The organism is Cryobacterium sp. Hz7, from assembly GCF_004402815.1.
Lineage (GTDB): Bacteria > Actinomycetota > Actinomycetes > Actinomycetales > Microbacteriaceae > Cryobacterium > Cryobacterium sandaracinum.
This window is the reverse complement of sequence record NZ_SOFB01000027.1, coordinates 38,295-59,655: the sequence shown is the minus strand read 5'-3', so window position 1 is coordinate 59,655 and position 21,361 is coordinate 38,295. Positions and strand designations below refer to the sequence as shown.

The following is a 21,361-nucleotide window of genomic DNA, read 5'->3' as shown; positions in this document are numbered from 1 at the left end:
GGCTGACCGCCGTCAGATGACTTCTGTGAGCCGGTGGGTCATCAGCGGATGCGGGCGGCATTGGTCGTTCGCGCGCGGAAGCCGCCGCTAATCTGCACGAGGGCGGGGAGCTGTAGGCCGAGGAGATTATCGAAGGAAAAGAGCACCTCGTTGACAATCCGGCTGGCTTCCCGAGGTGAGATTCCTCGGCGGCAGGTGATGGCCACCTTCAGTGCTGACTGGTTCTTGACGCGGTAGGTGGAGACGTGGGAGGCAACAAGTTCCGGTCGGTTTGTGAGAGCATCTTGGATGGCGTGCTCGGCCACTTTCGACTCGATGACAACCGCGCCACTGCTGGTTTTCCCGTTTAGTGAGACGATCCGGCCGGTGTGCCCTTGGCCTTGACGCAGGCTGAAGGTGACCAGCACCGCGATGAGCAGCACTCCAGCGGCGAGGACGATGAGCCATAACCAGCTGCCGCTGACCGGGATCAAGGATTCGGGAAAGGGGGTGGCCTGAAGCCACCGGGTTGCCCTATCGATGCCAACACGAGTTGCGTTCGTCCAGCTGTCGCGGACGAGCGGAACAAGTGCCACCAGGGCCAGGGTCGCGCCACCGGTCAAGACGAGGAGTCCGACCAGGAAAACAAAGATGCGGTTGAGGATGCGATTGGTGGAGTTCATCCGCCCACCCTCCCCGTGGAGACAACAACGACCTTCGCGTGTAGGGAACGCAGCAATCCAAAAGCCTCAATCTGTTCGCGCACGGCCGTGAGCACCGCCTGCTGATCGATCGCCGTTCCAGAGGTAGGAGTGAGGTGCACGGTGGCGTTACGGGGGGTCACGGTGACCCGCGCGTTGTCTGGGGCCAACCCCGCGACGCGGGCCGCTTCACGAGCCAACGCGGATGCGATCACCTCGTTGTCGACGATGGTCGCGGCCCGTTCGGTCTCGAGCAGATGGCGAGATCGCCGGCCAGGAGTGACAGCCACGACAAGGAGAAGCAGCCCGATGAGGGCGCCGGTGAGGCCGAGCCCGCCCACGAACACGGGCGGTGCAGAGGAAACGCCTGCGACCGCGCCCGCCATACCCGCGGGGGTCGCGAGGAGCCCCGGCCGGCCGAGCAGGTTCAACACGATCTCGATCATGAGCCAGAGGCAGGCGGCGATGGCCAGGATCGCGAGAGTGATCGCTGCAACCGAACGCGGCGAGTAAAGCTCGCGACGGCTGATCCGTTGGTAGGTGGAACGATACTTAGTCATCGCACGCGGCCCTCTGGTCGAATGTCGGCACCGGTAAGCCGCACGGTCACCCGGGACAGGGTAGAACCGGTCAACTCGCCCACCCGGTAATGAATGTGCTGCCTGGCGTGCTCGGCCCGCTCCAGAATCGTGCCCCCGGTGCGAGTCACGACGGAGGGATCCCGGTGCACACGGGTGAGCGCAACGACCCGGATGGGGGCGCTGACCGTGAGGGCGAGGTTGCCCTGATCATCGGTGATCTCGGCACCGACCGCCGAGGGGTCAACGCCCAGAGCGTCCGCCGCGACCGCACACACTAACCGATTCAAAGCACGAGTCGAGACGATGGTCCGGCCGTTTTTGAGCACCGTCGGCGACAGCGTGTGACGGGCCGCTGTTTCGGAACTGAGGGTTGTCATGACGACGACCGCTTGCCCCGGAATGCGTCAACCAGGTTTGCAACGCTCAGCTTTCCGTCCATAATCCGCCCGACGATCGCGCCGACCGCCATGGCCGCGGCCACGAACACGCATGGCCAAAAGCCAAGGACCAGCCACGTCAGAGCAAGCACGGCTCCGAACACAGCCCCCGTTTTCGCCAAGGTGCTCACTGAACCCGAGCCTCGGACTTCTCGTCCTTGTCGTCGGTCGGCAGGTACACGTCGTTGATGTTCACGTTCACCTCGGTGACCTCCATGCCAACCAGATCTTCGATCACACGGATCACGGCAGACCGCACCCGCTCGGCCACATCCTGCAGGGCCATGGGGTACTCCGCGACAATGGTGACGTCGGCCGCGACCTGAGTTTCTCCGACCTCCACATTGATGCCCTGGCTCACGTCCGAGGTGTTCAGGGCATCGCGGATGGCACCGAGCGCCCGGGCGGCTCCGCCGCCAAGGGCGTGCACACCACTGACCTCACGGGCTGCAATGCCGGCGATCTTTGCCACCACAGCGTCGTTGATCACGGTCTTGCCGCGGCCGGGGGTCGCCGAGGCGGAGTTCGGTGCGGTGGAAAGAGTAGGTCTGGTGAGATCTGCCATGGGAGGCTCCTTGTTCGTGTTCCCTGAACGGGACGTATTGCGATACTTAATATGTAGACGCATGCCACGACGCGTTCGTCACACCCGGTGCTACAGTTCCCAGCGAATCGAGGGGCAAACATTTCAGATAGCAAGAGCAGGGCACTGCTGGCCCACGCCGACGACCGCACCTTGGTGGACCGCGCTGTTGACGGAGACGTTCGAGCATTCGAAGTGATTGTGCGACGGCACGGCCCGTAGGTACGCGCCCACGCGACCCGCAACCTGGGCTGCAGCCACGATGCCGACGATGTCGTACAGGACACGTTCATCACGGCATGGGCGAAGCTATCGACCTTGAAAGATTCTGCGCTGGTGAAAAATTGGCTGATGCGCATCGCCAGCTACAAGAGCATTGATCGAATCCGCGCACGGCGGCAGAACTCCAACCTCGACGACGTCGGCGTGCCCGCATCGGAGGACCATTCACCGACGCAGATAGTGGAGGCGCGTTCGTGTAACGAGGCACTCTCCCAAGTCTTCTCCGCCCTTCCGGAGGATCAACGACAATGCTGGGACCTAGAGAGTTTGGGGACTACCGATATTCCGAGATCGCTGAGGAACTCGATTTGCCCCTTTCTACCGTTCGCGGGCTGCTTGCTAGCGCCCGCAAAACTTTGATTCGCGAGATGGAGGCCTGGCGGTGACGACTCGGAAACGCCCGCCTCACCCCCGGCCAGGCACGTGTCAAATGACGAACCTGACGTCCTTGATGGCCACACCATTGACGAACTCAGCGACTTCCTCGACCGAGGCAAGATGCCCACCGACCCGTCGATCGACACATCGGCTGCGTGCCAGATGGCGATGGCCTCCCTTGAGCGCCTGCGCGGCGCAATGAGCACGCCGCTCCGGGATGAGGCAGAAGAGCAACCGGCCCGAGACGACAACTGGGTCACCGCCATCCTGGACAGGATCGTGCTCGACGTCCGGTCCGGGCGCGACATCCCCATCTCGCACCCGTCACCGACCGCGCAACTTTTCGTCACCGAGGGAGCTGTCCGCGGACTCGTTCGCGCGGCAGGCGATACCGTCGACAACCTCATCGTGGGTCGATGCCGGCTCGACGGGGACCTCACTGTGCTGGGAGCTCCGATCACGGTCACGGTCACGGTCGATGCCAGCGTCTGCAAGGGTGAGAACATTCCCGCCCTTGCCGACAAGTTGCGAGACACGCTCGTCGGCGCGCTACGCACCCACACCGAGCTCGCCATGGCGGGCATCGAGGTGATCATTCGCGACATCTACCTCACTAAGCCAGAGCACGGCGAAGAAGAAGCAACACCATGACGGATGCCGCCGAGCTCGCAGGGAATCTCGAAGTTATCGTAAGGTCTGTCCCGGGGGTGACAGCCTTGTACCCGACCACGCCGATCGTCGTCACGATTGTCGGGTCTGTTGTCGATGCCCTTACGCAGCGGGAAAAGGCACCGAAACTAGTTACCGTGACGACGGGAAAGGCCAGCCTGAGCGTGACCGCGAGAATCGGCGTCGCCGACGCAGCGTCATCCACCGGAGTGTGCCGACGTGTGCATGACACGATCGCCGCGAATCCCGCCATTTTGGCGCTTGCCCCCATCAACACCATCTCTGTGACGGTTGCCAGCATCGGCTAGAAGTACGGTCATTTTCCGCCGAGCGTGACGAAACGGCCGGTAGCTGCGTCTTTGAGGTGTGGCACTCTTGCGCTCGGTTCGCATCGTAACGCGCCCCTTCACTCAGGACAGGCGCGACACACGAAGTGACCCTGTCGACCAATCGGCGCGACCCATCCCTGGAGGTTGACATGCAAAACGAATTCACCAACGCCCTTGCAGTTGGGCTGGCTACTCTCGACTTTTGTCCCGCAGCTTCTGTTGTTCCTGGTCATTGTGATCGTCGGCTTGATCGTGGCGAAGCTGATCTCCAAGGTGCTGGCGAAGCTGCCCGGAAAGGTGGACTTTGACCGCGTTGTGGAGCGCGGCGGTGTGAAAAAGGCCTTGGCCAGCTCGTCCATGGACGCGTCGGACATCATCGCAAAGATTCTGTAGTACACGCTGGTGTTGTTCGTTTTACAGTTCGCATTCGGAGTATTCGGACCCAACCCGCTCAGTGATCTGCTCGCCGGGATCATCGCTTTCCTGCCGAAGATCATCGTAGCAATCATCATCATCATCGCCGCGGCCGTTGCCGCGGGCATGAAGACCCTCATCCAGGGCGCCCTCGGCGGCCTGATCAAGCCCATACAGGCCCGCTGGGAGTCCTACCTCGCCAAGCCGAGGAAGAAGCCCCGAAGATGAGAGAACAGGCCAAGGACGCGCCCAGCGTGAAAGAACAGGCCGAGCAGGCGAAGAACAAGATGCAGAACAGCATGAATTCCGCCGGCACCGGCAGCACCCGCCGCACGAACATCGTGCGCTAGCAGACCGGCCCCGCGTGAGTATTACTCGATGGGTGTCCGGTTTGGAATTGGCGGCGCTTAATTCTGAACTGGTCACCCGGGTGGCCGAGCACATCCTCAGCCATTGGAAAGATGGCCTATCCTCGCTCCATCCATCGCACTGGTGGATCCCTGCCCCACTGCGGCCACAGCGCTATAAGCAGAAGCCGGTCCAACGCCACACCGCCCGCGAACGGTGGACCCTTCGGTGGCCAACACCTCGAAGCCCTCGCCATTCATGTGAACCGTGTCGATGCCAAGGTGGACCAGGATCCCGGTCCCCGACGTGGACTGGATGACGAAGGCGTGCGGCTGGACCCGGACGAGGGTGCCACTCACCGGCGCACGAACCGTCACGGGGCCGATTTCCGGGGAGGGTTGAATGCCACTCCCCCGCCGACGATTTCCTGGGCGAACACGGGGTCGGGAACATCGCCGAGCGAAACCACGGTGCCGCGCAGGGGGCTGAGGAGGTTTTCGGGCATGGCGGTGTCTCCTGGAGTGTGACGTGCGGGGAACTGCAGACGAATCGAGAGTTGTTATGGTCGTCAGCGATGCACGCCCGTGCCACACGATGCGACCCGCGGCAGTGGGTGACGGTTCGCTCAGGGTGACGTGATGGCGGTGCGGACGTCGCCGTGAGCCTGTTCGAGGCGAGCGGTGGCCGTGGGGAAATCAGTGTCGGTGAGCAGCATGACCACGGCGGTCTTGGCATGTCCGCCGGCCTGATCGATTGCAGCGGCGGCGGTATCCGGATCCGCCCCGGTGGCGTCGCTGACGATGCGGCGGGCCCGGTCGACCAATTTGGCGTTCGTGGGTTGGACGTCGACCATCAGGTTGTGGAAGACTTTTCCGGTGCGGATCATGCTGGCGGTGGAGAGCATGTTGCACACCAGCTTTTGCGCCGAGCCTGCCTTCAGCCGGGTAGAGCCGGTCAGGACCTCGGGTCCGGTGTCGACCTCGATGGCGACATCGGCGTGTCTGCTGATCTCCGCGCCGAGATTGCAGGCGACGGAGACGGTGGCCGCCCCAACGCTTCGGGCATGGTCCAGACCGCCGATGACATAGGGGGTTCGGCCGCTGGCGGCGATGCCGACGACCACGTCAGCGACGGTGAGTCCGACTGCCCGCAGGTCGTTCACCGCGAGGTCGGGATCATCTTCGGCACCTTCGACGGCCTGGAGGAACGCACGCTCCCCGCCGGCGATAAGCCCGAGGACTTCCCCGGGGTCGGTACCGAACGTCGGTGGGCATTCGACGGCGTCCAGCACCCCGAGTCGGCCGCTGGTGCCGGCACCTAGGTAGATCAGCCGTCCGCCGCGGCGGCGGGCGCCCACAATCGCATTTACTGCGTTCTCGATCGCCGGTAGTGCCGCCGCCACCGCAACCGGGACTGTGCGGTCCTCTTGGTTCATCACGGTGAGCAGGTCCGCGACGGACATCGTGTCCAAGTCAGTGGTGTGGTCATTTGCGGTCTCGGTGCCCAATGTGGCGAGTGCCATGGTGTTGTCCCTGTTCCTGGTGTTGTTGAAGCTATTTATGGTTGTTTGTTTCGTCCCGGATGAGAGGTGACGGCGGCGTAGGTGCGTTCCAGCGCGGCTCGGGCACCGGGTAGCGTTTGTGCGACGCCGACAAAGATGGCGTCGACGAGCAGGAGCTGCCCGGTGCGGCTGGCCATCGCTGCGGAACGGAAGCCAAACTCTCGACCCGCGGTGACCAAGACGTGTTCGCCGTGGGCCGCCAATCGGGAGCGGGCGGCGCCAGTGATGGCCACCGTGCCGGCGCCGGTCGACCGGGCCGATTGCAGTGGCGCGACGGTGCCGGGGTTCTCTCCCGAGTGGGAAACGCCGATGGCCAGGTCGGCGGGGCCGAGCAGCGAAGCGCTGACCATCGCCGCGTCGTGTTCGGTGTACGCCCGGGCGACCAGTCCGACCCGGTTCAATTTCGCAGTTAGATCCTCCGCGACCAGGCCAGACGCGCCGATGCCATACACGTCGATCCGGCGAGCGGCCCGGATCAAATTGATCACTTTCTCCAGGGCGACGGGATCGACGAGTTCGGCGGTGGCGCGGAGCTGTTCAGACTCGAACGCGGCCAGCTTGGTCAACACCACGCCGATCCGGTCGCCGTCGGCGATGTCGGCGCCCACCGGGACACCACCGTCGTGGTTCGCACCACCCTGCGCAGCCAGCGCGAGCCGGAGCTGCGGGTATCCGTCAAAACCGAGACGCCGCGCGGTGCGGACCACGCTCGCGGTGCTCGTCGACGCGCATTCGGCGAGCTCGTTGACTGTCAGAGCCGACGCCGCCGTGGTGTCAGACAGCAGGACCCGCCCGATCCGGCCCTCCGCCGGGGTCAGGCCAGGCAACATCGCCCGGAGCCTCGCGACCACATCCGACGGAGCCGGAGTGGTTGGTCCGATAAGCTCACGCCTAGCATCGGTCGAGACGCCACGATCAGGAGCATGCCTGTAGTCCTTCTTGGGTGTCATGGGCGCCCTCCTCCCCTCGGGTTGCAGTCTCGGGGCCATCCCGAGCCTGTAACAAAGTTACACTTTTTTGAACCGATAATGTCAAGAGTTTCTATGGTTTCTCCCATGACGGATTGGCGGCAAAGCAGATCCGCGTACCGCCTCAGCAGCCTCTGAAAGCCAGTCCCAGCGCGCGATGAGAGAAGCACGCGCCAAGAATGCGCTCATCGCAGCGCTCGAGCCGCCGCGTCGCGATCATGCTCCGCGCAGCCCCTCCAGTTTTTCGTCGCAAGGCGGTGAAGGTGGAACGCACGCCCCAGTGCTCAGGGGCTACCCGCGAACCGAGCAGACAGCGGACCGCTGATGCGCGCGCCGACTCACGACAAGCCCGCGGATCACCCGGTCAGCCAAGCGGAGTGACTTGATTTCTCTTTGCTTTGTCAAACGATTTATGCGGATACGGCGCAGGAACGCCTTGCAGGGTCCAATCGCGCAACAGGTGTGTGCGGCGCACCTCGTAGTGAGCGCAAATCACGAGGATCCGCCCGATCACAGGAGGTCAAGTCCCATGGCACTTCTCACCCAACACTCCCTGTCAGGTTTCATCGCCTCGGAGCCACAGCAATCCGTCACCGAGAGCGGCGACACCCGCTTCTACGTGCGAATCGGACAGCCGCACTTCCGCCGCGAAGAAAGCGGCGACTTCACCATGCTCGAGCCGAGCTTTCACGACCTCGTCGCCTACCGCGCCACCGCCGACCGCGCGGTCGCCCGGTTCGCGAAGGGCGTCAGCTTCGTGCCCTGAGACCTGCGACTCCTGGACGCAGTACATCGGACGAGAGGCCATCGCTCTTCTGAGCGAGGACGGCCTTTGCTCGGACGGCACTGCCGGGTCACTGGTCGACGCCTCCACCGTGGAGAACCAGCCCGGGAGCGGTTTCGCGAGGAACGAGGCTGGCAACTATGCCGGCATGACTCATGCATGTGTGCGGACCGCTAGCCGGTAGCGGCAACTCGAACGACGATGCCTTCCTGAATCTTGGGCGCGACTACCCGGATAACGGGCGATTCCAAATCGTGCTCTGGGACATCGGCGGCGTGGAGCCCATCCCGCACGGAACGACTTCGTGCACGATGGGTGAAATCACGCTGTGCGAGGGCGTCGCTCAGGTCGAAATCTACGAAGAGGCACCCGTCGGCGCTCCCATACACCCTGCTCTCGACCGCCCTCTCACCGGCCCCTGGCGATGTAGATTTCAGGGGTCAATATGGTTGGGGTGCCGGCACCCCGGCGGGAGCGTCCTAGGGGAAACTCCGACGGCACCTCCCCCTCGGAACCGGACTGCGCGGCCTACTCTGGCAGGAGTCGCATTTGGCCCATCCGTAAGGAAATCCCGCTCACATGCGTTTCAGTGGTCGCTCGGCAAGTTCCTGGCCGTCCCTCACCGAAATGTTGCGAGAAGCGGGACCGATTGGACGCGCAACGAAGCATTGCCCGAAAGTCAGTCTAGAGCAGAGCTGGGTGGCATCGGATCAAAAAGAAAGGCCCAGTGACCGACAGAATTCCTGGTCAAAGGGCCTTTATGTGTAGCGGGAGCGGGAATTGAACCCGCGACACCACGATTATGAGCCGTGTGCTCTAACCAACTGAGCTACCCCGCCACGACCTGTCGGCTGCAAGAGCTTCCAAGCCAGAGCCCCCTGTGGGAATCGGACCCACTACCTCTTCCTTACCAAGGAAGTGCTCTACCAATGAGCTAAGGGGGCGAAGCATCCGTGTGAACGAAAACCAAGCCAAATTTCGGCAACCGGTAAATATTATCACCAAGTCGGCCGGCTCGATGACCGTGGGGTGGAATCGGGCACCGAAACCCCCGGCAGCGCCCACGCGGTGAAGCTCGGCCCGTCCGTTTCCAGACGGATGCGCCCGCCCGCCACGCTGACGGCGGCGTCGCCCAGGAGCCGGGTCGGCTCCCCTGCCACGGACCCGAGCGGCAGTGTCACCGCGCACGCGGCGCGGGCCGCGACCAACAGCACCGACTCCTCCGCACACTCGCGCACGTAGACGAGCACATCCGCGCCCACGTGCACCCAGCGCATCCCGCCGCCGTTCAGGGCCGGGTGGGCGGTGCGCAAGCGGATCAGCGCCGCGTACAGGTCGATTGTGGCCGCCACCTCGGAGTCACCCGCCGTATCCCACGGCATGGGCGTGCGCGAGCCCTCGCCGTCGTCGCCGGCCAGGCCGAATTCGTCGCCGGCGAAGACCACCGGGATGCCCGGCAGGGTCGCGCTCAGCCCGAAGGCGACGGCCACTCCCCCGTCGATCGCATGGGTGCGGAACCTTGGAGTGTCGTGCGTGTCGAGGGCGTTCATTGTAGCCAGGCGAGTGCGCCAGGGATAGCCGGCCGTGAACCGGAGGTGGGCGTCCACGAACGCCCGCCCGTCGGTCAGCGGGATGGTGCCGTAGGGCAGCCCGAAGAACGTCGAGGGGCTGTGCGGCTTCGAGAGCCAGCTCCACACCGGTCGGGTGAAGGTCGTATAGGTCATCGCGCCGTGCCAGCCGTCGCCCTGGAAGTCGTCCGAGGCATCATTGGTCGATTCGCCGAGCAGGATGGTGTCGGCGTTCTCCGCGATCATGGTGCGGCGGATGGTCTGCCGCACCAGGGCGTTCAGGTCCTCCCCCTGCAGACGGCCGGTCATGTTCGCCACATCGATGCGCCAGCCGTCGAGGTGGTAGGGGGCCCGCAGCCACTTCGCCACCACCGACTGCGGGCCCTCGATGAACCGGCGGCGCAGCTCGATCGAGGTCCAGTTGAACTTCGGCAGGCTGGGTACGTCGAGCCAGGACGCGTAGTCCTCGTGCCGGTCGTCGAGCCAGTAGTAGAAGGCGCTCTCGACGGCATCCGGGGCACGGTGCGCCGCCCGGAACCACTCGTGCCGGTTGCCGGAGTGGTTCGAGGTGAGGTCGCCGATCACCTTGAAGCCCCGCTCGTGGGCAGCCTCGACCAGCCGCACGAGGGCAGCGTCGCCGCCCAGTGCCGGGTCGACCACGTCGAAGCTCCGCGCGTCGTAGCGGTGGCTCGAGCCGGCCGGGAACACGGGTGTCAGGTAGAGCAGGGTGACGCCGAGCCGTTCGAGGTGGTCCAGGTGCAGGACGATGCCGTCGAGGTCCCCGCCGTAGAACTGGTGCGAGCGGGCCGGTTGCTCCGCCGCTACCGGGTCCCCCCACGCCGCGGGCACGGCCCAGGTCGGCTTCTCGCGCAGCGCGGCGGCCGTGGAACGCCCGAAACGATCCGGGAAGATCTGGTACATCACGGTCGACGCGGCCCAGTCCGGCGGTGCCGGATGGCTGAGCAGCTTGAAGTCCTCCGCGTCGACGGTCTCGAAGGAATGCACCCCGGCGGCGTTCAGCCACCAGTGCCCGCCGTCGGCGCGGTTGATCAGGAACCGGTAGCCGTTGACCGGGTTCAGGATCTCGACCTCGGCCTCCCACCACCGCCAGCCCTCCGCCGCGCCGAGTAGGCGGGCGTCGTGGAAGCGCGGTTCCCGGTCGGGCGTCGAACGCACGTGCACGGATGCGACGGCGCCCCACGCCTCCGGCACCCGCACCCGCACGCCGACCGTGTCGCCCGGCCGCGGCGCCTGGTCCGAGACGTACAGGGCCGACCCGTCGTGGTGCGGGAGCATGCGCGCTCTACTTCACCGATCCGGCGGTCAGGCCACCGACGATGTACTTCTGCAGCCAGAGGAACAGGGCCATCACGGGCAAGGCCGCGAGCACGGCGCCGGCCGCGAAGACCGAGTAGTTGGTGGAGAATTTCTGAGACACGAACTGGTAGAGGCCCACCGCGAGGGTCTGATTCTCGGGGCTGATCAGCACGATGCTCGCGATGACGAACTCGTTCGTCGTGCCGATGAAAGAGAGGAGGCCGACGACCGCCAAAATGGGTGCGACCAGTCGCAGGATGATCGTGAAGAAGATGCGAGCGTGACCAGCACCGTCCAACTTGGCGGCCTCGTCGATCGAAGCGGGAATCGTGTTGAAAAATCCGTACATCAGGTAGGTGTTCACCCCAAGAGCCCCGCCGAGGTAGACCATGATCAGGCCGACCTGCGAGTCCAGTCCGATCGCCGGGAAGATATCAGAGATGCCGTTGAGCAGGAGGAATATCGCGACGACAGCCAACAGTTGGGGAAACATCTGCAACAGTACGAGCGTGAGCAGTCCCCCCCGGCGACCGAAAAAACGCATCCGGGAGAAGGAATATGCCGCAAGGGCCCCCAAAAACACCGTGCCGATCGAGGTGATCACTCCGATGATCAGGGTATTGCCGTACCAGGCGGCGTATGGCTGTTGGGGCAGGTTGAAGAGCGTCACAAAGCTGCCGAGGCTCACCTCGCTGAATAGCCCATTTGCGGTGATCAGGGTGCCACCGGGTTGCAGCGCTGCCGAGAGCACGTAGACAAGGGGGAACGCCGAGAACACGGCCATGAACACGCCGATCAGGTGGCGCCATCCCGTTGCTTTGAACCAGCGCTTGAACTGGAATGACGAATTTCTCACGACGATGCGGTCGCTAGTCTCCCGATTGTTGACCTGCATGTCAGTTCAGCTCCTCTAGTGCCTTGGTCTGCCTAAAGCTGATGATCGACACGATCGCGACCAGCAGGAAAATGATGATGGAGAACGCACTCGCCAATCCGTAGTCGCGGTTCGCACCGACGAAGGCGACCTTGTAGACCATCGAGATGAGGATGTCGGTCGCACCGACATTCACTCCCGCGGTAACGTCTCTCGGCCCGCCATTGGTGAGCATGTAGATGAGGTTGAAGTTGTTGAAGTTGAACGCGAACGACGAGATGAGCAGCGGGGCCACCGACACGAGCAGCAGCGGAAGCTTGATCAGCCGGAACACCTGCCAGGGCCGCGCCCCGTCGACCGTTGCTGCCTCCTGCAACTCGCCGGGAATCGACTGAAGAGCACCCGTGCAGACCAGGAACATGTAGGGAAAGCCGAGCCACAGGTTCACGAAGATGATGCTGAATTTGGCCAGCCACTCGTTTGTGAGCCAGGGTATTTCCGCCCCGCCGAACAGCACCTGGTTGACGAAGCCGAACTGCGGGTTGAGCAGCCCAGCCCAGACCAGCGCGGACAGGAATGCCGGGAACGCGTAGGGAAGAATCAAGACGACGCGGTAGACGTTGCGTCCGCGCATCCGCAGGTCATTGAAGACCAGCGCCAGAAAGAGCCCGAGCGCGAACGTGGTGGCGACAGAAAGGAAAGCGAAGGCAAAGGTCCACAGGGTCACGTTGATCAGCGGTCCCCGAATGGATTCCGTGCCGAACGCACGGGCAAAGTTATCGAATCCGACCTCAACTTTCCAGCCGGGGCGCAGTTCGGTACCGTCCTCCGCGGCGAACGCTCCGACCGTGCCGTCCTCGGCGTAGACGACGTTCGTCGTGGTGTTCGTCATCGTTCTCGCGGCCTCGTCGTAGACCAGATCGGACAGGTAGAGATAGGCCTTTGAGCCGTCCGGGGTGCGGAGCACCCCCTCGTTCGGGTCGTCGGTGAGCGGCACCGAGAGGGCCGCGATGACCTCTTGATTGGCAGCGATGTCGCTGAACTTGAGCGAGGTGTAGCCGGGAAGTGCGGTGGCGACGCCGTCGGCATCCGTCTCGGCATCGGTGACTTCACGCAGGGGCGCGTCGGTGCCGCCGACGCTGATCCGGCCGTCAGGGTCGGTGACGAGGAGGCTGTAGGCACCCAGTTGCTCGATCACGGTGATGTCATACGCGACCGAGTCCGGCACTCGTTGCTGCGCGGAGGCGATGAGTGATGCGACCGCGTCCGCCCTGGTGCTGTTGTGCCCGGTGCCGTAGTTCGTGAACGCGATGTAGCCGGAATAGCCCACAACAAAGATCTGGAAGATCACGAGGAAGATCAGGCCGGGGGTGAGGTACTTGGCCGGCAGAGCGTTTTTGCTGAAGTAGATCCAGTTGACGATCAGGGTGACTGCCAGAACGAGTCCGAAGATGACCCAGTCCTGTTTCAGGAAGAGCACGAAGAGAGCGTAGACGCTGATTGCGTCGACGATACCGAGGAGCAGAATTTTCACCAGGAGAATCTTGATCCCGACGGACGCCGCCTCGGCAATTCGTCCCGCCCGCTTGGATTGCCTCCACTGGGTGACCAGCGAGTTGTCGCGCGCGGTGCGATCGCGACCTGTTCGTGGGGTGGGCATCTTCGTCCGTTCTCTGGCGCCTGCCGGCAACCTTGCCTGATGTGCGGTGAGGGAGCACGCTGTGCCCGGCCCCCTGATGGAGCCGGGCACACGGTGTTACTTCGCGATGGCGCCCTGGATTTCGCCGGTCATCTTCTGCCACAGCGCTGCCGGGTCACCCTCGCCCGCGATGATCGCGGCCTCGGTGACGCCCCAGAACTGCCAGACCTTGCCCATTTGCGGGATGTTCGGCATCGGAACGGCGGTTGCTCCGACCGTACCGAAACCGGCGGTGATCGGGTCGGCGGCAGCTGCCTCGAAGGCGCTGGTCAGCGCGGGCGGGCGCCCGCCGACCTCGTAGAGCGCGCTCTGCACCTCTTCAGAGCCGATGTAGTTCACCAGGAACTCATTGGCAGCGAGAGCGTTCTTGGTCTTCGCACTCACGAAGAAGCCCTGCACGCCGACAAACGGCTGGGCAGGGTTGCTGCTGGCGGTCGGGATCGGGTCGATCGCGACGTCGATGCCGGCCTTCTGGGCATCCGGGACATTCCACGGACCGGAGAGGAAGAACGGCGATGCGCCGGCGTTGAACTTCTCTTTGGCGATGTCGTTGGTGATGTTCACGCTGAGGTGCCCTGCGGCGCCTTCGGATGCGAGCCAGGCCGCGTAGGCCTCTCCACCGGCGTTGCCGATCGAGAGGTCTTCGGCGTTGTAGCTGCCGTCGGAGTTGGTGCCGAACACGGGGGCGCCGAACGAGGTCTGGAACGGGTACAGGTGATACGGGTCCGATTCCGGTCCAACGGGCACGAGGAACGGGAACTCAGTGCCGGCGGCGGTGCCGGCGGCGACCATGTCCGCGTACGTCGCCGGCGCGGTCGGCGCCAGGGCCGTGTTGCGGAGGAGGGCGATGTTCTCGATCGAGTAGGGGACACCGTAGGTCTTGCCCTCGAAGGTCATCGCGGTGACGGCGACCGGCTGGAAGTCAGCGGTCGTATCGCCGAGTTCAACGGGCTTGAGCACGCCGTTCGAGACGAGGTTCCCGATCCAGTCGTGGGCGCCGATCGTGATGTCGGGGCCCTTGCCGGTCGGAACCTGGGCGATGAACTCTTCCTGGATCTTGGGGAAGTCCTTCTGGATGAGTTTTACCTTGACGCCGGATTCCTTCGTGAATGCCGCCGCCGCGTCTTTGAGGACCGTGCCGCGGTCGGCATCGACCCAAACCGTCAAGGTGTTGGCGGCGGCTTTATCGCCCTCGCCACCCTGCGGGGAGGCCCCGCCGGAGCATCCGGACAATGCGAGGGACGCTGCGACCACTACTGCGCCGGCAGCGACGAGACCTTTCATGTTCACCATCATTGGTGTGCCTTTCTCAGGACATTGAAAATTTATGCAAGCGTTTACATTTATAGCAAGTATCGGAACCATTGACAACTGAAATAGTCGGATCTGAATCTTGAGCAGGTGATGCGCACAGCCCGCAGTCCTGCAAGCGCTTCCATAGTCACGAGAATGCCGTAGGGTTTCTTTTCATGACAGGCTCAGAGTGGTGGCGAACCGCAGTTATCTATCAGATCTATCCTCGGTCCTTTGCGGACGCCAACGGTGACGGGATGGGCGATCTAACCGGCATCACCAATCGTCTCCCTGCTCTCCGGGCTCTCGGGATAGACGCCATCTGGCTCTCGCCGTTCTACACTTCACCGCAGAACGACGCTGGTTACGACGTGGCCGATTATTGCGATGTCGACCCTCTCTTCGGCACGCTCGATGACTTCGACACCCTGCAGCACACGGCACACGAGCTGGGCATCCGCGTGATCGTTGACCTTGTGCCAAACCACTCCTCAAGTGAGCATCCGTGGTTCAAAGCTGCCCTCGCCGCCGCCGAGGGCAGTGAGGAGCGCGCGCATTACATCTTCCGTGATGGCCAGGGCGAACACGGCGACCTTCCCCCGAACAACTGGGATTCCGTCTTCGGCGGCAATGCCTGGACCCGCGTCACGAACCCGGACGGCACTCCCGGCCAGTGGTACCTGCACCTCTTCGACACCACACAACCCGACTTCGACTGGGACAACGAATGGGTGAAGGCGCAATTCCGCGATGTACTCCGGTTCTGGCTCGACCGCGGGGCGGACGGTTTTCGGGTGGACGTCGCGCACGGCATGATCAAAGCGACCGGTCTTCCCGACTACACGCCTCCGGTCGCGGGCGGCAGCATGGGCGGTGCCTCGACGGAGGGGTCAGGCATCATCACCGAGTGGCCCGAAACCGCGCCCTACTGGGCCCAGAACGGTGTACACGAGATCTACCGCGACTGGCGCCTCATCCTCGACGAGTACCCGGGCGACCGCATCCTCGCGGCCGAGGCCTGGGTCGATCCGCTCAGCCACGTCGCCGAGTGGGTGCGCCCCGACGAGATGCACCAGGCCTTCAACTTCGCCTACCTCGAGACGGCTTGGGCCGGCCCGGCCCTCCGCCGCGTCATCGACGATTCCCTCGCTGCGTTCGGCGCAGTTGGTGCCCCGAGCACCTGGGTGCTCTCCAACCACGACGTCGTGCGCCACGCCTCCCGGCTCGCGCTCAACCACGAGAACCTGCAGGGCCACGGTATCGGGCCGACGACGCCCGACCTGCCCGACAGCGTGATCGGCCTGCACCGGGCCCGGGCCGCCTCGGCGCTCATGCTCGCACTGCCCGGCTCCAGCTACCTCTACCAGGGCGAGGAACTGGGTCTACCCGAGGTCATCCACCTGCCCGACTCCGCACGCGAAGACCCCACCTGGTTTCGCACCAACGGAGAGCGCTACGGCCGTGACGGATGCCGCGTGCCGCTCCCCTGGGAAGCCGCCGCTCCCTCCTACGGCTTCGGCCCCTCGGCCGAGAGCTGGCTGCCGCAGCCGGACGAGTGGGCGGGCCTCGCCCGCGACGCGCAGGTCGGCGTCGCCGGCTCCACCCTCGAGTTGTACACGCTGGCCCTGGGCCTGCGCCGGGAGCACGCCCTCGGGCTGGGCTCGGTGGAGTGGCTGGACGGCCACGCTGACGAGATCGTGGCGCTGCGCAACGGCGCGGTGACGGTCGTCGCGAACACGGGCGCGGCATCCGTTCCTCTGCCTGCCGGCGAACTCCTCCTCGCCAGCGGCCCGCTGCCCGGCAACACGCTCCCCGGCGACACCACCGTCTGGCTGCGCGTCTAGCCCCCCACCCCAGGGTCGTTTGCCCAAACGAATTCGACGGAGATTCTGCCCGAAACGGCCAGTTTAGAGCTCAAAACCCAGTTCTAGAGCAAAATCTCCGTCGAATTCGTTCGGGGCACGGGGCAGAACGGCGCTCGAAGGCGACGGATGCCGCGTGCTCCGGCGACGCGATCAGTGACCCCGCAGCGCCGCCATGGGACAATCGAAGGGCGTCGCCTGAACGGGGAGCGCATAGAAGGAGTAGCAGTGACCGGCACGGGGATCGACAGCGGAACCGAACACGGAACCGAACCGGGACCCGGCACCGACACCGACACCGACACCAAAGCCGACCAGGCGGCCCCGACGCGCGGGGATCTCGCCGAACTTCGCGAGCTCACGACAGAACTGACCCGGTTCATGCTGGCATACAAGTTCGCGACCGACGAGATGATGACGAAGATCAACATCTTGAAGGAGGAGTTCGCCTCCATCCACGACTACAGCCCGATCGAGCACGTCAACTCTCGGCTAAAGACGCCCGACGGGATCCTGAAGAAGGCCGTCCGCAAGGGCTGCCCGCTCGTCCTCGACGACATTCGCGCCCAGATCCAAGACATCGCCGGCATCCGCATCACCTGCAGCTTCATCTCGGACACGTACCGCATTCTCGACATGCTCACCAGCCAACTCGACGTCACGGTGCTCGAGGTCAAGGACTACATCACCGCCCCGAAGCCGAACGGTTACAAGAGCCTGCACCTGATCGTCGACATCCCCGTCTTCCTGTCCGACCGGGTCGACGAGGTCACGGTCGAGATCCAGATCCGAACGGTCGCGATGGACTTCTGGGCGAGTCTCGAGCACAAGATCTATTACAAGTACCACGGGGCGGTTCCGGTGGATCTGGTGGGCGACCTCAAGCAGGCGGCGGATGCCGCCAATCGCCTCGACCTGAAAATGGAGGGCCTGCACGACCAGGTCCTGGCCATGGAGCCCGACGGCAGCGGAGAGACCCACCTGCTCGAGATCGCCGGGCTGTCGCAGCTGGCGCTGCCAGAGGGCCTCCTCGCGGCCATCGGCCGCGCCCGGACCGCCGAGTCCCCGCCCGAGTCCGCGCCAGTGACCGAGCCTGAGGACGAGACCAAGGCCGAGGCGGCCGGCTAGTCCCAGCTGGCCCGTGTCGGGGTCGAACTAGTTCGTGTTGGCGTACAGCCAGACGAGCGGGTTGACCTTGGTGCCGTCCTTGCCGCCGACGCGGATCTCGAAGTGCAGGTGCGGGCCGGTGGACATTCCGGTGTCGCCGACCTGGCCGATGACCTGGCCGACCGTGATGACGTCGCCGGTCTTGAAGAGCATCGAGCCGTGGATCATGTGCGCGTAGACACTGGAGACGAGCTCGCCGTCGATCATGTGGTCGATGATCATGTGCACGCCGAGGCTGCCTTCGCCGTCTTGGGCGTAGCGCACGACGCCGTCGGCGATCGACTGGATCGGCGCGCCCAGGCCCGGGTTGAAGTCCTGACCGCCGTGGTTGGAGGAGCAGCCCGCACAGTCGCGGAAGCCGAACTCGTCACCGATGTGCACGCCCACCGAGAAGGGCCATTGCACGGTGCCGTTCGGGTTGTTCGTGAAGGTCGCTTCCATCCGGATGCCGCTGGCCGCTGCGACCTCGGCGATGGTCTTCGACTCGTAGCCGTCACGCTCGACCGAGATGGTGTCCGCTCCGCCGGTCATGGAGAGCGTCTGGGCGGGTTCGCCCTGGGCGCTCAGCTTCGCGTTGTAGGCGGCGGCCTGCACATCGGCAGAGGACAGCAGCGCCTCGGCCGGCAGGGAGGTGGCCACGGCCATCAGGGCGACGAAGGCCATGGCGACCATCGTGACGCCCGTCGTGGCGAACTTGCGCACCCGATTGGCGGGGGCCGTCGCGGTGGTGCGGGGCTGGGGTGCCGGCGCGGTGGCGGCGGCCGGGTGAACGGCGGGCGCCAGGCGCTCCCGGGCCGATGCGCGGCGAAGGCGGGAGGCGGGCTGTTCCGCGCGCCGCTGCGCCCGGGTGGGGAAGGGGATCTCCGTGGACGTCGTGACGGCGGAGATGGCCGTCTGCAGCCGGTCCACGTCGGAGACCGGAGCGTCGGCGGCGGCCGGCGCGGCGATCAGGCGGTCCGAGTCAGCGATCGTCACGGACTCGAATTCGGGTTCAGCGAGGCTCGCGGCGACCAGAAGGTCGGGGTCCGGCGTCGACGGCCCGGCACCAGCGGGATCGGCGGCGGTCGGTGCGTCGGTGACCGCGGAGCCTGGAATGTCCAGCACCGGGACGGACATCCGCTCGCGCTCGCGCAGTTCGCGACGCGTGAGGGGCTTCGTTTCAGGGTCACTCACACCCGGCACCGAGGCAGCCGAGCTAGAGGAGTGAGGGAGCAAAGGATCGGTTCTTTCGGCGCATTGGACAGAAGAAGATAGTCGTCTTGGCCTCAACCAAAGTAACGAATTAGTACAGGCTACCGCCCGGAGGCCGGTTATCCCTACTCTTCGAAGCAGAATGACACCCGAAAAAGGGGCACTGCCTCCGTTTCCGGCGATCTCCCCGGGCCGCCACGAGCACGTCGGTCACCGGTGTTTCCGCGGCATCCGTCTCGTTCGAAGCGGTTCAGTCGCCTACGCTTGCGCGTCGGCCATGAAGTCATCGAAAAGTTTGGCCAGAAGGGGTTGGCAGACCCGATAAAGGTCGGGAGCCCCGGCAATGAGCAGGCCCATACCCTCACGGTCGGCTCCGAAGCCACCGACTCGAGCGCCGGCCTCGCGCGCCACCAGCGCGCCGGCCGCGTGGTCCCAGGGGCTCAGCCCGCGCTCGTAATAGAGGTTCAACCGCCCGGCGGCAACCGAACACAAGTCGAGTGCGGCCGACCCGATGCGACGGATGTCCCGTACCTCGCCGATCAGGCCCCGCACGACGTCCGCCTGCCGCTCTCTTTCGGCCGCGCGATAGGAGAAACCGGTGCCCAGCAACGCCAGCGACAGCGGCACGTCCGTCGGCACCTGCAGCCGGCGGACGCCCAGCCGTGCCCCGTCACCTGCTGCCGCGGTGAACAGCTCGTCACCGGTCGGGTTGTAGACGGCGCCGGCCAGCGTGGTCCAGGTGGCCGGATCGGGGTCACCCTCGACGACGGCGATACTGACCGCCCAGGCCGGAAAACCGTAGAGGTAATTGACGGTGCCGTCGATCGGGTCCACGACCCAGGTCAGGCCGGATGTGCCGCGGGTGGCCGCCGACTCCTCGCCGAAGAAACCGTCATCGGGCCGGGCGTCGGCCAGGAGAGCCCGAATCAGCGACTCGGTTTCCCGGTCGGCCAGGGTCACGACGTCCTCCGGGGAGGACTTCGACGCGGCGACCTGCACCCCGACAGTTCTCCGCCGGGCAGCCATTTGCCCCGCGGCGAGCGCGGTGTCCTGGGCGAGGCAAAGCAATCCGGCTGAGGCACGTGTGGTCATGGTGCAACGCGAAATGATGCGGAAGAGAGAGTGGCAAGTGAGGGATTCGAACCCCCGAAGTCTAAGACGGCTGATTTACAGTCAGATCCCTTTGGCCACTTGGGTAACTTGCCAGTACGCACCCGACCATATGCAAAACACGTGACCGGAGACGCTCAGTCAGAATACAAGGTTTTGGTCCCCAGTGAGAAATCGGCACGTCCGGTACCTATCGGACGGTGGATATGATCGGAGATGACTCAACTTCATTCCCGATAGGAACCTCATGGTAGGCATCGATGACGTCGCCCGCCACGCGGGCGTCTCTACCGCCACTGTTTCGCGCGCACTCAGCGGCAACGGCCATGTATCCCCTGCCACCCGTTTAAAGGTCGAAGCATCCGCCGGGGAACTCGGCTACGTCGTCTCGTCCACGGCATCGAGTCTCGCCTCCGGCCGGATGAAGAACATCGGTGTCGTCGTTCCGTTCCTTGACCGCTGGTTCTTCTCCAGCGTTGTCGAGGGTGCGCAGAAATCCCTCTTGAAGAACGGCTTTGACCTCACCCTGTTCAGCCTGACCGGCGGCGGAGGCGAGCGCCGCATCGTGTTCAACCATTTCCTGCTGCGTCAGAGAGTGGATGCTGTCATCGCGATTTCGCTCGAACTGACCACGACCGAAGTCGCCACCCTGCACGCACTCGACAAGCCGCTGGTCGGCGTCGGCGGCCCGATCGAGGGTGTTCGCACGCTCACGATCGACGATGTTGCCGTGGCCAGGCTCGCCACGGAACATCTCCTCTCCCTGGGCCACACACGGATCGCACACATCGGCGGAAATGAGGACGTCGACCGGGACTTCCATCTTCCCACCAACCGCCGGGTCGGCTATGAGTTAGCCCTGACGGCAGCCGGAATCACTCCGGCTGCCGAATTGTTCAGGCCTGCGGACTTCACGATGAAAAGCGGCTACCAAGCGGCCATTCAACTTCTTGGCAACCCGCGCGGTCGGCCGAGCGCCGTATTCGCCGGCTCAGACGAGATGGCGATCGGAGTCATCCTTGCGGCACGGGACCTCGGCCTCGTCGTGCCACGGGACGTGTCCGTGATCGGAATCGATGACCACGAACTCGCGGACTTCTTCGGCCTCACCACGATCGCCCAGTTTCCGCAGGGGCAGGGCGAGAAGGCCGTCGAGATCCTGCTGGACCGGCTGCGTCCGGGCCAGAACCAGCTCTCGTCCCTGAACACCCCCATGCCATTCGAGCTCCTCGTGCGCTCCAGCACTGCCCGGCCGGGCGAATAGGC

At 64.6% G+C, this 21,361-nt stretch carries 23 protein-coding genes, 3 tRNA genes and 2 pseudogenes; 11 read left to right on the top strand and 17 right to left on the bottom strand.

Translation table 11 applies throughout. From position 1 onward, the window contains the following. Positions 1-41: 41 nt before the first annotated feature. The 5 genes from E3N86_RS07035 to E3N86_RS07015 all read right to left on the bottom strand — a co-directional run bounded on the left by E3N86_RS07035 (position 42) and on the right by E3N86_RS07015 (position 2,263). A complete protein-coding gene (locus E3N86_RS07035) occupies positions 42-662 on the bottom strand; it encodes a hypothetical protein (protein WP_134511628.1) in 621 nt (206 codons plus the stop codon). Continuing rightward, entirely contained in the window at positions 659-1,240 is a 582-nt protein-coding gene (locus E3N86_RS07030) for a DUF6286 domain-containing protein (RefSeq protein ID WP_134511627.1), read from the bottom strand. The genes E3N86_RS07035 and E3N86_RS07030 overlap by 4 nt, the downstream gene beginning before the upstream one ends. After that, positions 1,237-1,536 (bottom strand): hypothetical protein, encoded by a 300-nt coding sequence (locus tag E3N86_RS07025; protein ID WP_241980565.1) that lies wholly within the window; start codon positions 1,534-1,536, stop codon positions 1,237-1,239. The genes E3N86_RS07030 and E3N86_RS07025 overlap by 4 nt, the downstream gene beginning before the upstream one ends. Before the next feature lie 98 nt (positions 1,537-1,634). Further along, on the bottom strand, positions 1,635-1,802 hold the full coding sequence (locus tag E3N86_RS07020; RefSeq protein ID WP_347232577.1) for a DUF2273 domain-containing protein: 168 nt from the start codon (positions 1,800-1,802) through the stop codon (positions 1,635-1,637). 23 nt (positions 1,803-1,825) lie between these two features. Continuing rightward, the gene (locus E3N86_RS07015) at positions 1,826-2,263 is read right to left on the bottom strand and encodes an Asp23/Gls24 family envelope stress response protein (protein ID WP_104100729.1); all 438 of its coding nucleotides are present in this window, start codon (positions 2,261-2,263) and stop codon (positions 1,826-1,828) included. A gap of 264 nt (positions 2,264-2,527) precedes the next feature. On the opposite strand from E3N86_RS07015, the pseudogene E3N86_RS17825 reads away from it, so the two are divergent. The 7 genes and pseudogenes from E3N86_RS17825 to E3N86_RS17625 all read left to right on the top strand — a co-directional run. Then, positions 2,528-2,764, top strand: a pseudogene (locus tag E3N86_RS17825) (RNA polymerase sigma factor); the annotation flags it as partial. A 47-nt stretch (positions 2,765-2,811) separates the two neighbouring features. Beyond that, positions 2,812-2,949 carry a sigma factor-like helix-turn-helix DNA-binding protein gene (locus tag E3N86_RS17820; RefSeq protein WP_370295357.1) on the top strand — a complete coding sequence of 46 codons (138 nt, stop codon included), beginning with the start codon at positions 2,812-2,814 and terminating at the stop codon, positions 2,947-2,949. 37 nt (positions 2,950-2,986) lie between these two features. Further along, complete coding sequence (locus E3N86_RS07005) at positions 2,987-3,592, top strand: hypothetical protein (protein WP_134511626.1); 606 nt, start codon at positions 2,987-2,989, stop codon at positions 3,590-3,592. After that, positions 3,589-3,918 (top strand): hypothetical protein, encoded by a 330-nt coding sequence (locus E3N86_RS07000; RefSeq protein ID WP_134511625.1) that lies wholly within the window; start codon positions 3,589-3,591, stop codon positions 3,916-3,918. The genes E3N86_RS07005 and E3N86_RS07000 overlap by 4 nt, the downstream gene beginning before the upstream one ends. A gap of 195 nt (positions 3,919-4,113) precedes the next feature. Next, on the top strand, positions 4,114-4,332 hold the full coding sequence (locus E3N86_RS17125) for a hypothetical protein (RefSeq protein ID WP_198412890.1): 219 nt from the start codon (positions 4,114-4,116) through the stop codon (positions 4,330-4,332). A 9-nt stretch (positions 4,333-4,341) separates the two neighbouring features. Further along, entirely contained in the window at positions 4,342-4,581 is a 240-nt protein-coding gene (locus tag E3N86_RS17120; protein WP_198412889.1) for a hypothetical protein, read from the top strand. Continuing rightward, a complete protein-coding gene (locus E3N86_RS17625) occupies positions 4,578-4,703 on the top strand; it encodes a hypothetical protein (protein WP_255453042.1) in 126 nt (41 codons plus the stop codon). The genes E3N86_RS17120 and E3N86_RS17625 overlap by 4 nt, the downstream gene beginning before the upstream one ends. 96 nt (positions 4,704-4,799) lie before the next feature. Here E3N86_RS17625 and E3N86_RS17815 read toward each other — a convergent pair. The 3 genes and pseudogenes from E3N86_RS17815 to E3N86_RS06975 all read right to left on the bottom strand — a co-directional run bounded on the left by E3N86_RS17815 (position 4,800) and on the right by E3N86_RS06975 (position 7,212). After that, positions 4,800-5,206, bottom strand: a pseudogene (locus E3N86_RS17815) (PTS glucose transporter subunit IIA). Positions 5,207-5,326: 120 nt separating this feature from the next. Then, entirely contained in the window at positions 5,327-6,223 is an 897-nt protein-coding gene (murQ, locus tag E3N86_RS06980) for an N-acetylmuramic acid 6-phosphate etherase (protein ID WP_134342517.1), read from the bottom strand. Between the two features lie 35 nt (positions 6,224-6,258). After that, positions 6,259-7,212 carry a MurR/RpiR family transcriptional regulator gene (locus tag E3N86_RS06975; protein WP_134342506.1) on the bottom strand — a complete coding sequence of 318 codons (954 nt, stop codon included), beginning with the start codon at positions 7,210-7,212 and terminating at the stop codon, positions 6,259-6,261. 547 nt (positions 7,213-7,759) lie between these two features. Here E3N86_RS06975 and E3N86_RS06970 point away from each other — a divergent pair. Then, complete coding sequence (locus tag E3N86_RS06970; RefSeq protein ID WP_134511623.1) at positions 7,760-7,996, top strand: hypothetical protein; 237 nt, start codon at positions 7,760-7,762, stop codon at positions 7,994-7,996. A gap of 783 nt (positions 7,997-8,779) precedes the next feature. On the opposite strand, the gene E3N86_RS06965 is transcribed toward E3N86_RS06970, so the two are convergent. From E3N86_RS06965 to E3N86_RS06940, 6 genes are all read right to left on the bottom strand, one after another. Then, a tRNA-Met gene (locus tag E3N86_RS06965) sits at positions 8,780-8,853 on the bottom strand. Positions 8,854-8,886: 33 nt separating this feature from the next. Continuing rightward, a tRNA-Thr gene (locus tag E3N86_RS06960) sits at positions 8,887-8,958 on the bottom strand. Positions 8,959-9,012: 54 nt separating this feature from the next. Further along, positions 9,013-10,878: a glycoside hydrolase family 13 protein gene (locus E3N86_RS06955; RefSeq protein ID WP_134511622.1), complete on the bottom strand. Its 1,866-nt coding sequence runs from the start codon at positions 10,876-10,878 to the stop codon at positions 9,013-9,015. 7 nt (positions 10,879-10,885) lie between these two features. After that, positions 10,886-11,794 carry a sugar ABC transporter permease gene (locus E3N86_RS06950; protein WP_104100721.1) on the bottom strand — a complete coding sequence of 303 codons (909 nt, stop codon included), beginning with the start codon at positions 11,792-11,794 and terminating at the stop codon, positions 10,886-10,888. A 1-nt stretch (position 11,795) separates the two neighbouring features. Next, entirely contained in the window at positions 11,796-13,433 is a 1,638-nt protein-coding gene (locus E3N86_RS06945) for an ABC transporter permease subunit (RefSeq protein WP_134372042.1), read from the bottom strand. Positions 13,434-13,529: 96 nt separating this feature from the next. After that, positions 13,530-14,768 (bottom strand): maltose ABC transporter substrate-binding protein, encoded by a 1,239-nt coding sequence (locus E3N86_RS06940; RefSeq protein WP_134372044.1) that lies wholly within the window; start codon positions 14,766-14,768, stop codon positions 13,530-13,532. A gap of 173 nt (positions 14,769-14,941) precedes the next feature. Between E3N86_RS06940 and E3N86_RS06935 the strand changes: the two genes are divergently transcribed. Both E3N86_RS06935 and E3N86_RS06930 read left to right on the top strand, forming a co-directional pair. Then, entirely contained in the window at positions 14,942-16,609 is a 1,668-nt protein-coding gene (locus E3N86_RS06935; RefSeq protein ID WP_134342512.1) for a glycoside hydrolase family 13 protein, read from the top strand. A gap of 246 nt (positions 16,610-16,855) precedes the next feature. Further along, positions 16,856-17,755 (top strand): GTP pyrophosphokinase family protein, encoded by a 900-nt coding sequence (locus E3N86_RS06930; RefSeq protein WP_370295356.1) that lies wholly within the window; start codon positions 16,856-16,858, stop codon positions 17,753-17,755. A gap of 27 nt (positions 17,756-17,782) precedes the next feature. Here E3N86_RS06930 and E3N86_RS06925 read toward each other — a convergent pair whose 3' ends face one another. From E3N86_RS06925 to E3N86_RS06915, 3 genes are all read right to left on the bottom strand, one after another. Further along, positions 17,783-18,967 carry a M23 family metallopeptidase gene (locus tag E3N86_RS06925; protein ID WP_134511621.1) on the bottom strand — a complete coding sequence of 395 codons (1,185 nt, stop codon included), beginning with the start codon at positions 18,965-18,967 and terminating at the stop codon, positions 17,783-17,785. Positions 18,968-19,243: 276 nt separating this feature from the next. Next, positions 19,244-20,077, bottom strand: a complete 834-nt coding sequence (locus E3N86_RS06920) for an inositol monophosphatase family protein (protein ID WP_134511620.1) — start codon at positions 20,075-20,077, stop codon at positions 19,244-19,246. 31 nt (positions 20,078-20,108) lie between these two features. Continuing rightward, positions 20,109-20,190: transfer RNA gene (locus tag E3N86_RS06915), tRNA-Tyr, on the bottom strand. Between the two features lie 152 nt (positions 20,191-20,342). Between E3N86_RS06915 and E3N86_RS06910 the strand changes: the two genes are divergently transcribed. Continuing rightward, positions 20,343-21,359, top strand: a complete 1,017-nt coding sequence (locus tag E3N86_RS06910; protein WP_104100715.1) for a LacI family DNA-binding transcriptional regulator — start codon at positions 20,343-20,345, stop codon at positions 21,357-21,359. The last annotated feature ends 2 nt before the right edge of the window (positions 21,360-21,361 follow it).

Coding starts and splice junctions, on each gene's coding strand:
- E3N86_RS07035 (WP_134511628.1), bottom strand. CDS start 662: ATGAACTCCACCAATCGCATCCTCAACCGCATCTTTGTTTTCCTGGTC.
- E3N86_RS07030 (WP_134511627.1), bottom strand. CDS start 1,240: ATGACTAAGTATCGTTCCACCTACCAACGGATCAGCCGTCGCGAGCTT.
- E3N86_RS07015 (WP_104100729.1), bottom strand. CDS start 2,263: ATGGCAGATCTCACCAGACCTACTCTTTCCACCGCACCGAACTCCGCC.
- E3N86_RS17820 (WP_370295357.1), top strand. CDS start 2,812: ATGCTGGGACCTAGAGAGTTTGGGGACTACCGATATTCCGAGATCGCT.
- E3N86_RS07000 (WP_134511625.1), top strand. CDS start 3,589: ATGACGGATGCCGCCGAGCTCGCAGGGAATCTCGAAGTTATCGTAAGG.
- E3N86_RS17625 (WP_255453042.1), top strand. CDS start 4,578: ATGAGAGAACAGGCCAAGGACGCGCCCAGCGTGAAAGAACAGGCCGAG.
- murQ (WP_134342517.1), bottom strand. CDS start 6,223: ATGGCACTCGCCACATTGGGCACCGAGACCGCAAATGACCACACCACT.
- E3N86_RS06975 (WP_134342506.1), bottom strand. CDS start 7,212: ATGACACCCAAGAAGGACTACAGGCATGCTCCTGATCGTGGCGTCTCG.
- E3N86_RS06970 (WP_134511623.1), top strand. CDS start 7,760: ATGGCACTTCTCACCCAACACTCCCTGTCAGGTTTCATCGCCTCGGAG.
- E3N86_RS06955 (WP_134511622.1), bottom strand. CDS start 10,878: ATGCTCCCGCACCACGACGGGTCGGCCCTGTACGTCTCGGACCAGGCG.
- E3N86_RS06950 (WP_104100721.1), bottom strand. CDS start 11,794: ATGCAGGTCAACAATCGGGAGACTAGCGACCGCATCGTCGTGAGAAAT.
- E3N86_RS06945 (WP_134372042.1), bottom strand. CDS start 13,433: ATGCCCACCCCACGAACAGGTCGCGATCGCACCGCGCGCGACAACTCG.
- E3N86_RS06940 (WP_134372044.1), bottom strand. CDS start 14,768: ATGATGGTGAACATGAAAGGTCTCGTCGCTGCCGGCGCAGTAGTGGTC.
- E3N86_RS06935 (WP_134342512.1), top strand. CDS start 14,942: ATGACAGGCTCAGAGTGGTGGCGAACCGCAGTTATCTATCAGATCTAT.
- E3N86_RS06920 (WP_134511620.1), bottom strand. CDS start 20,077: ATGACCACACGTGCCTCAGCCGGATTGCTTTGCCTCGCCCAGGACACC.
- E3N86_RS06910 (WP_104100715.1), top strand. CDS start 20,343: ATGGTAGGCATCGATGACGTCGCCCGCCACGCGGGCGTCTCTACCGCC.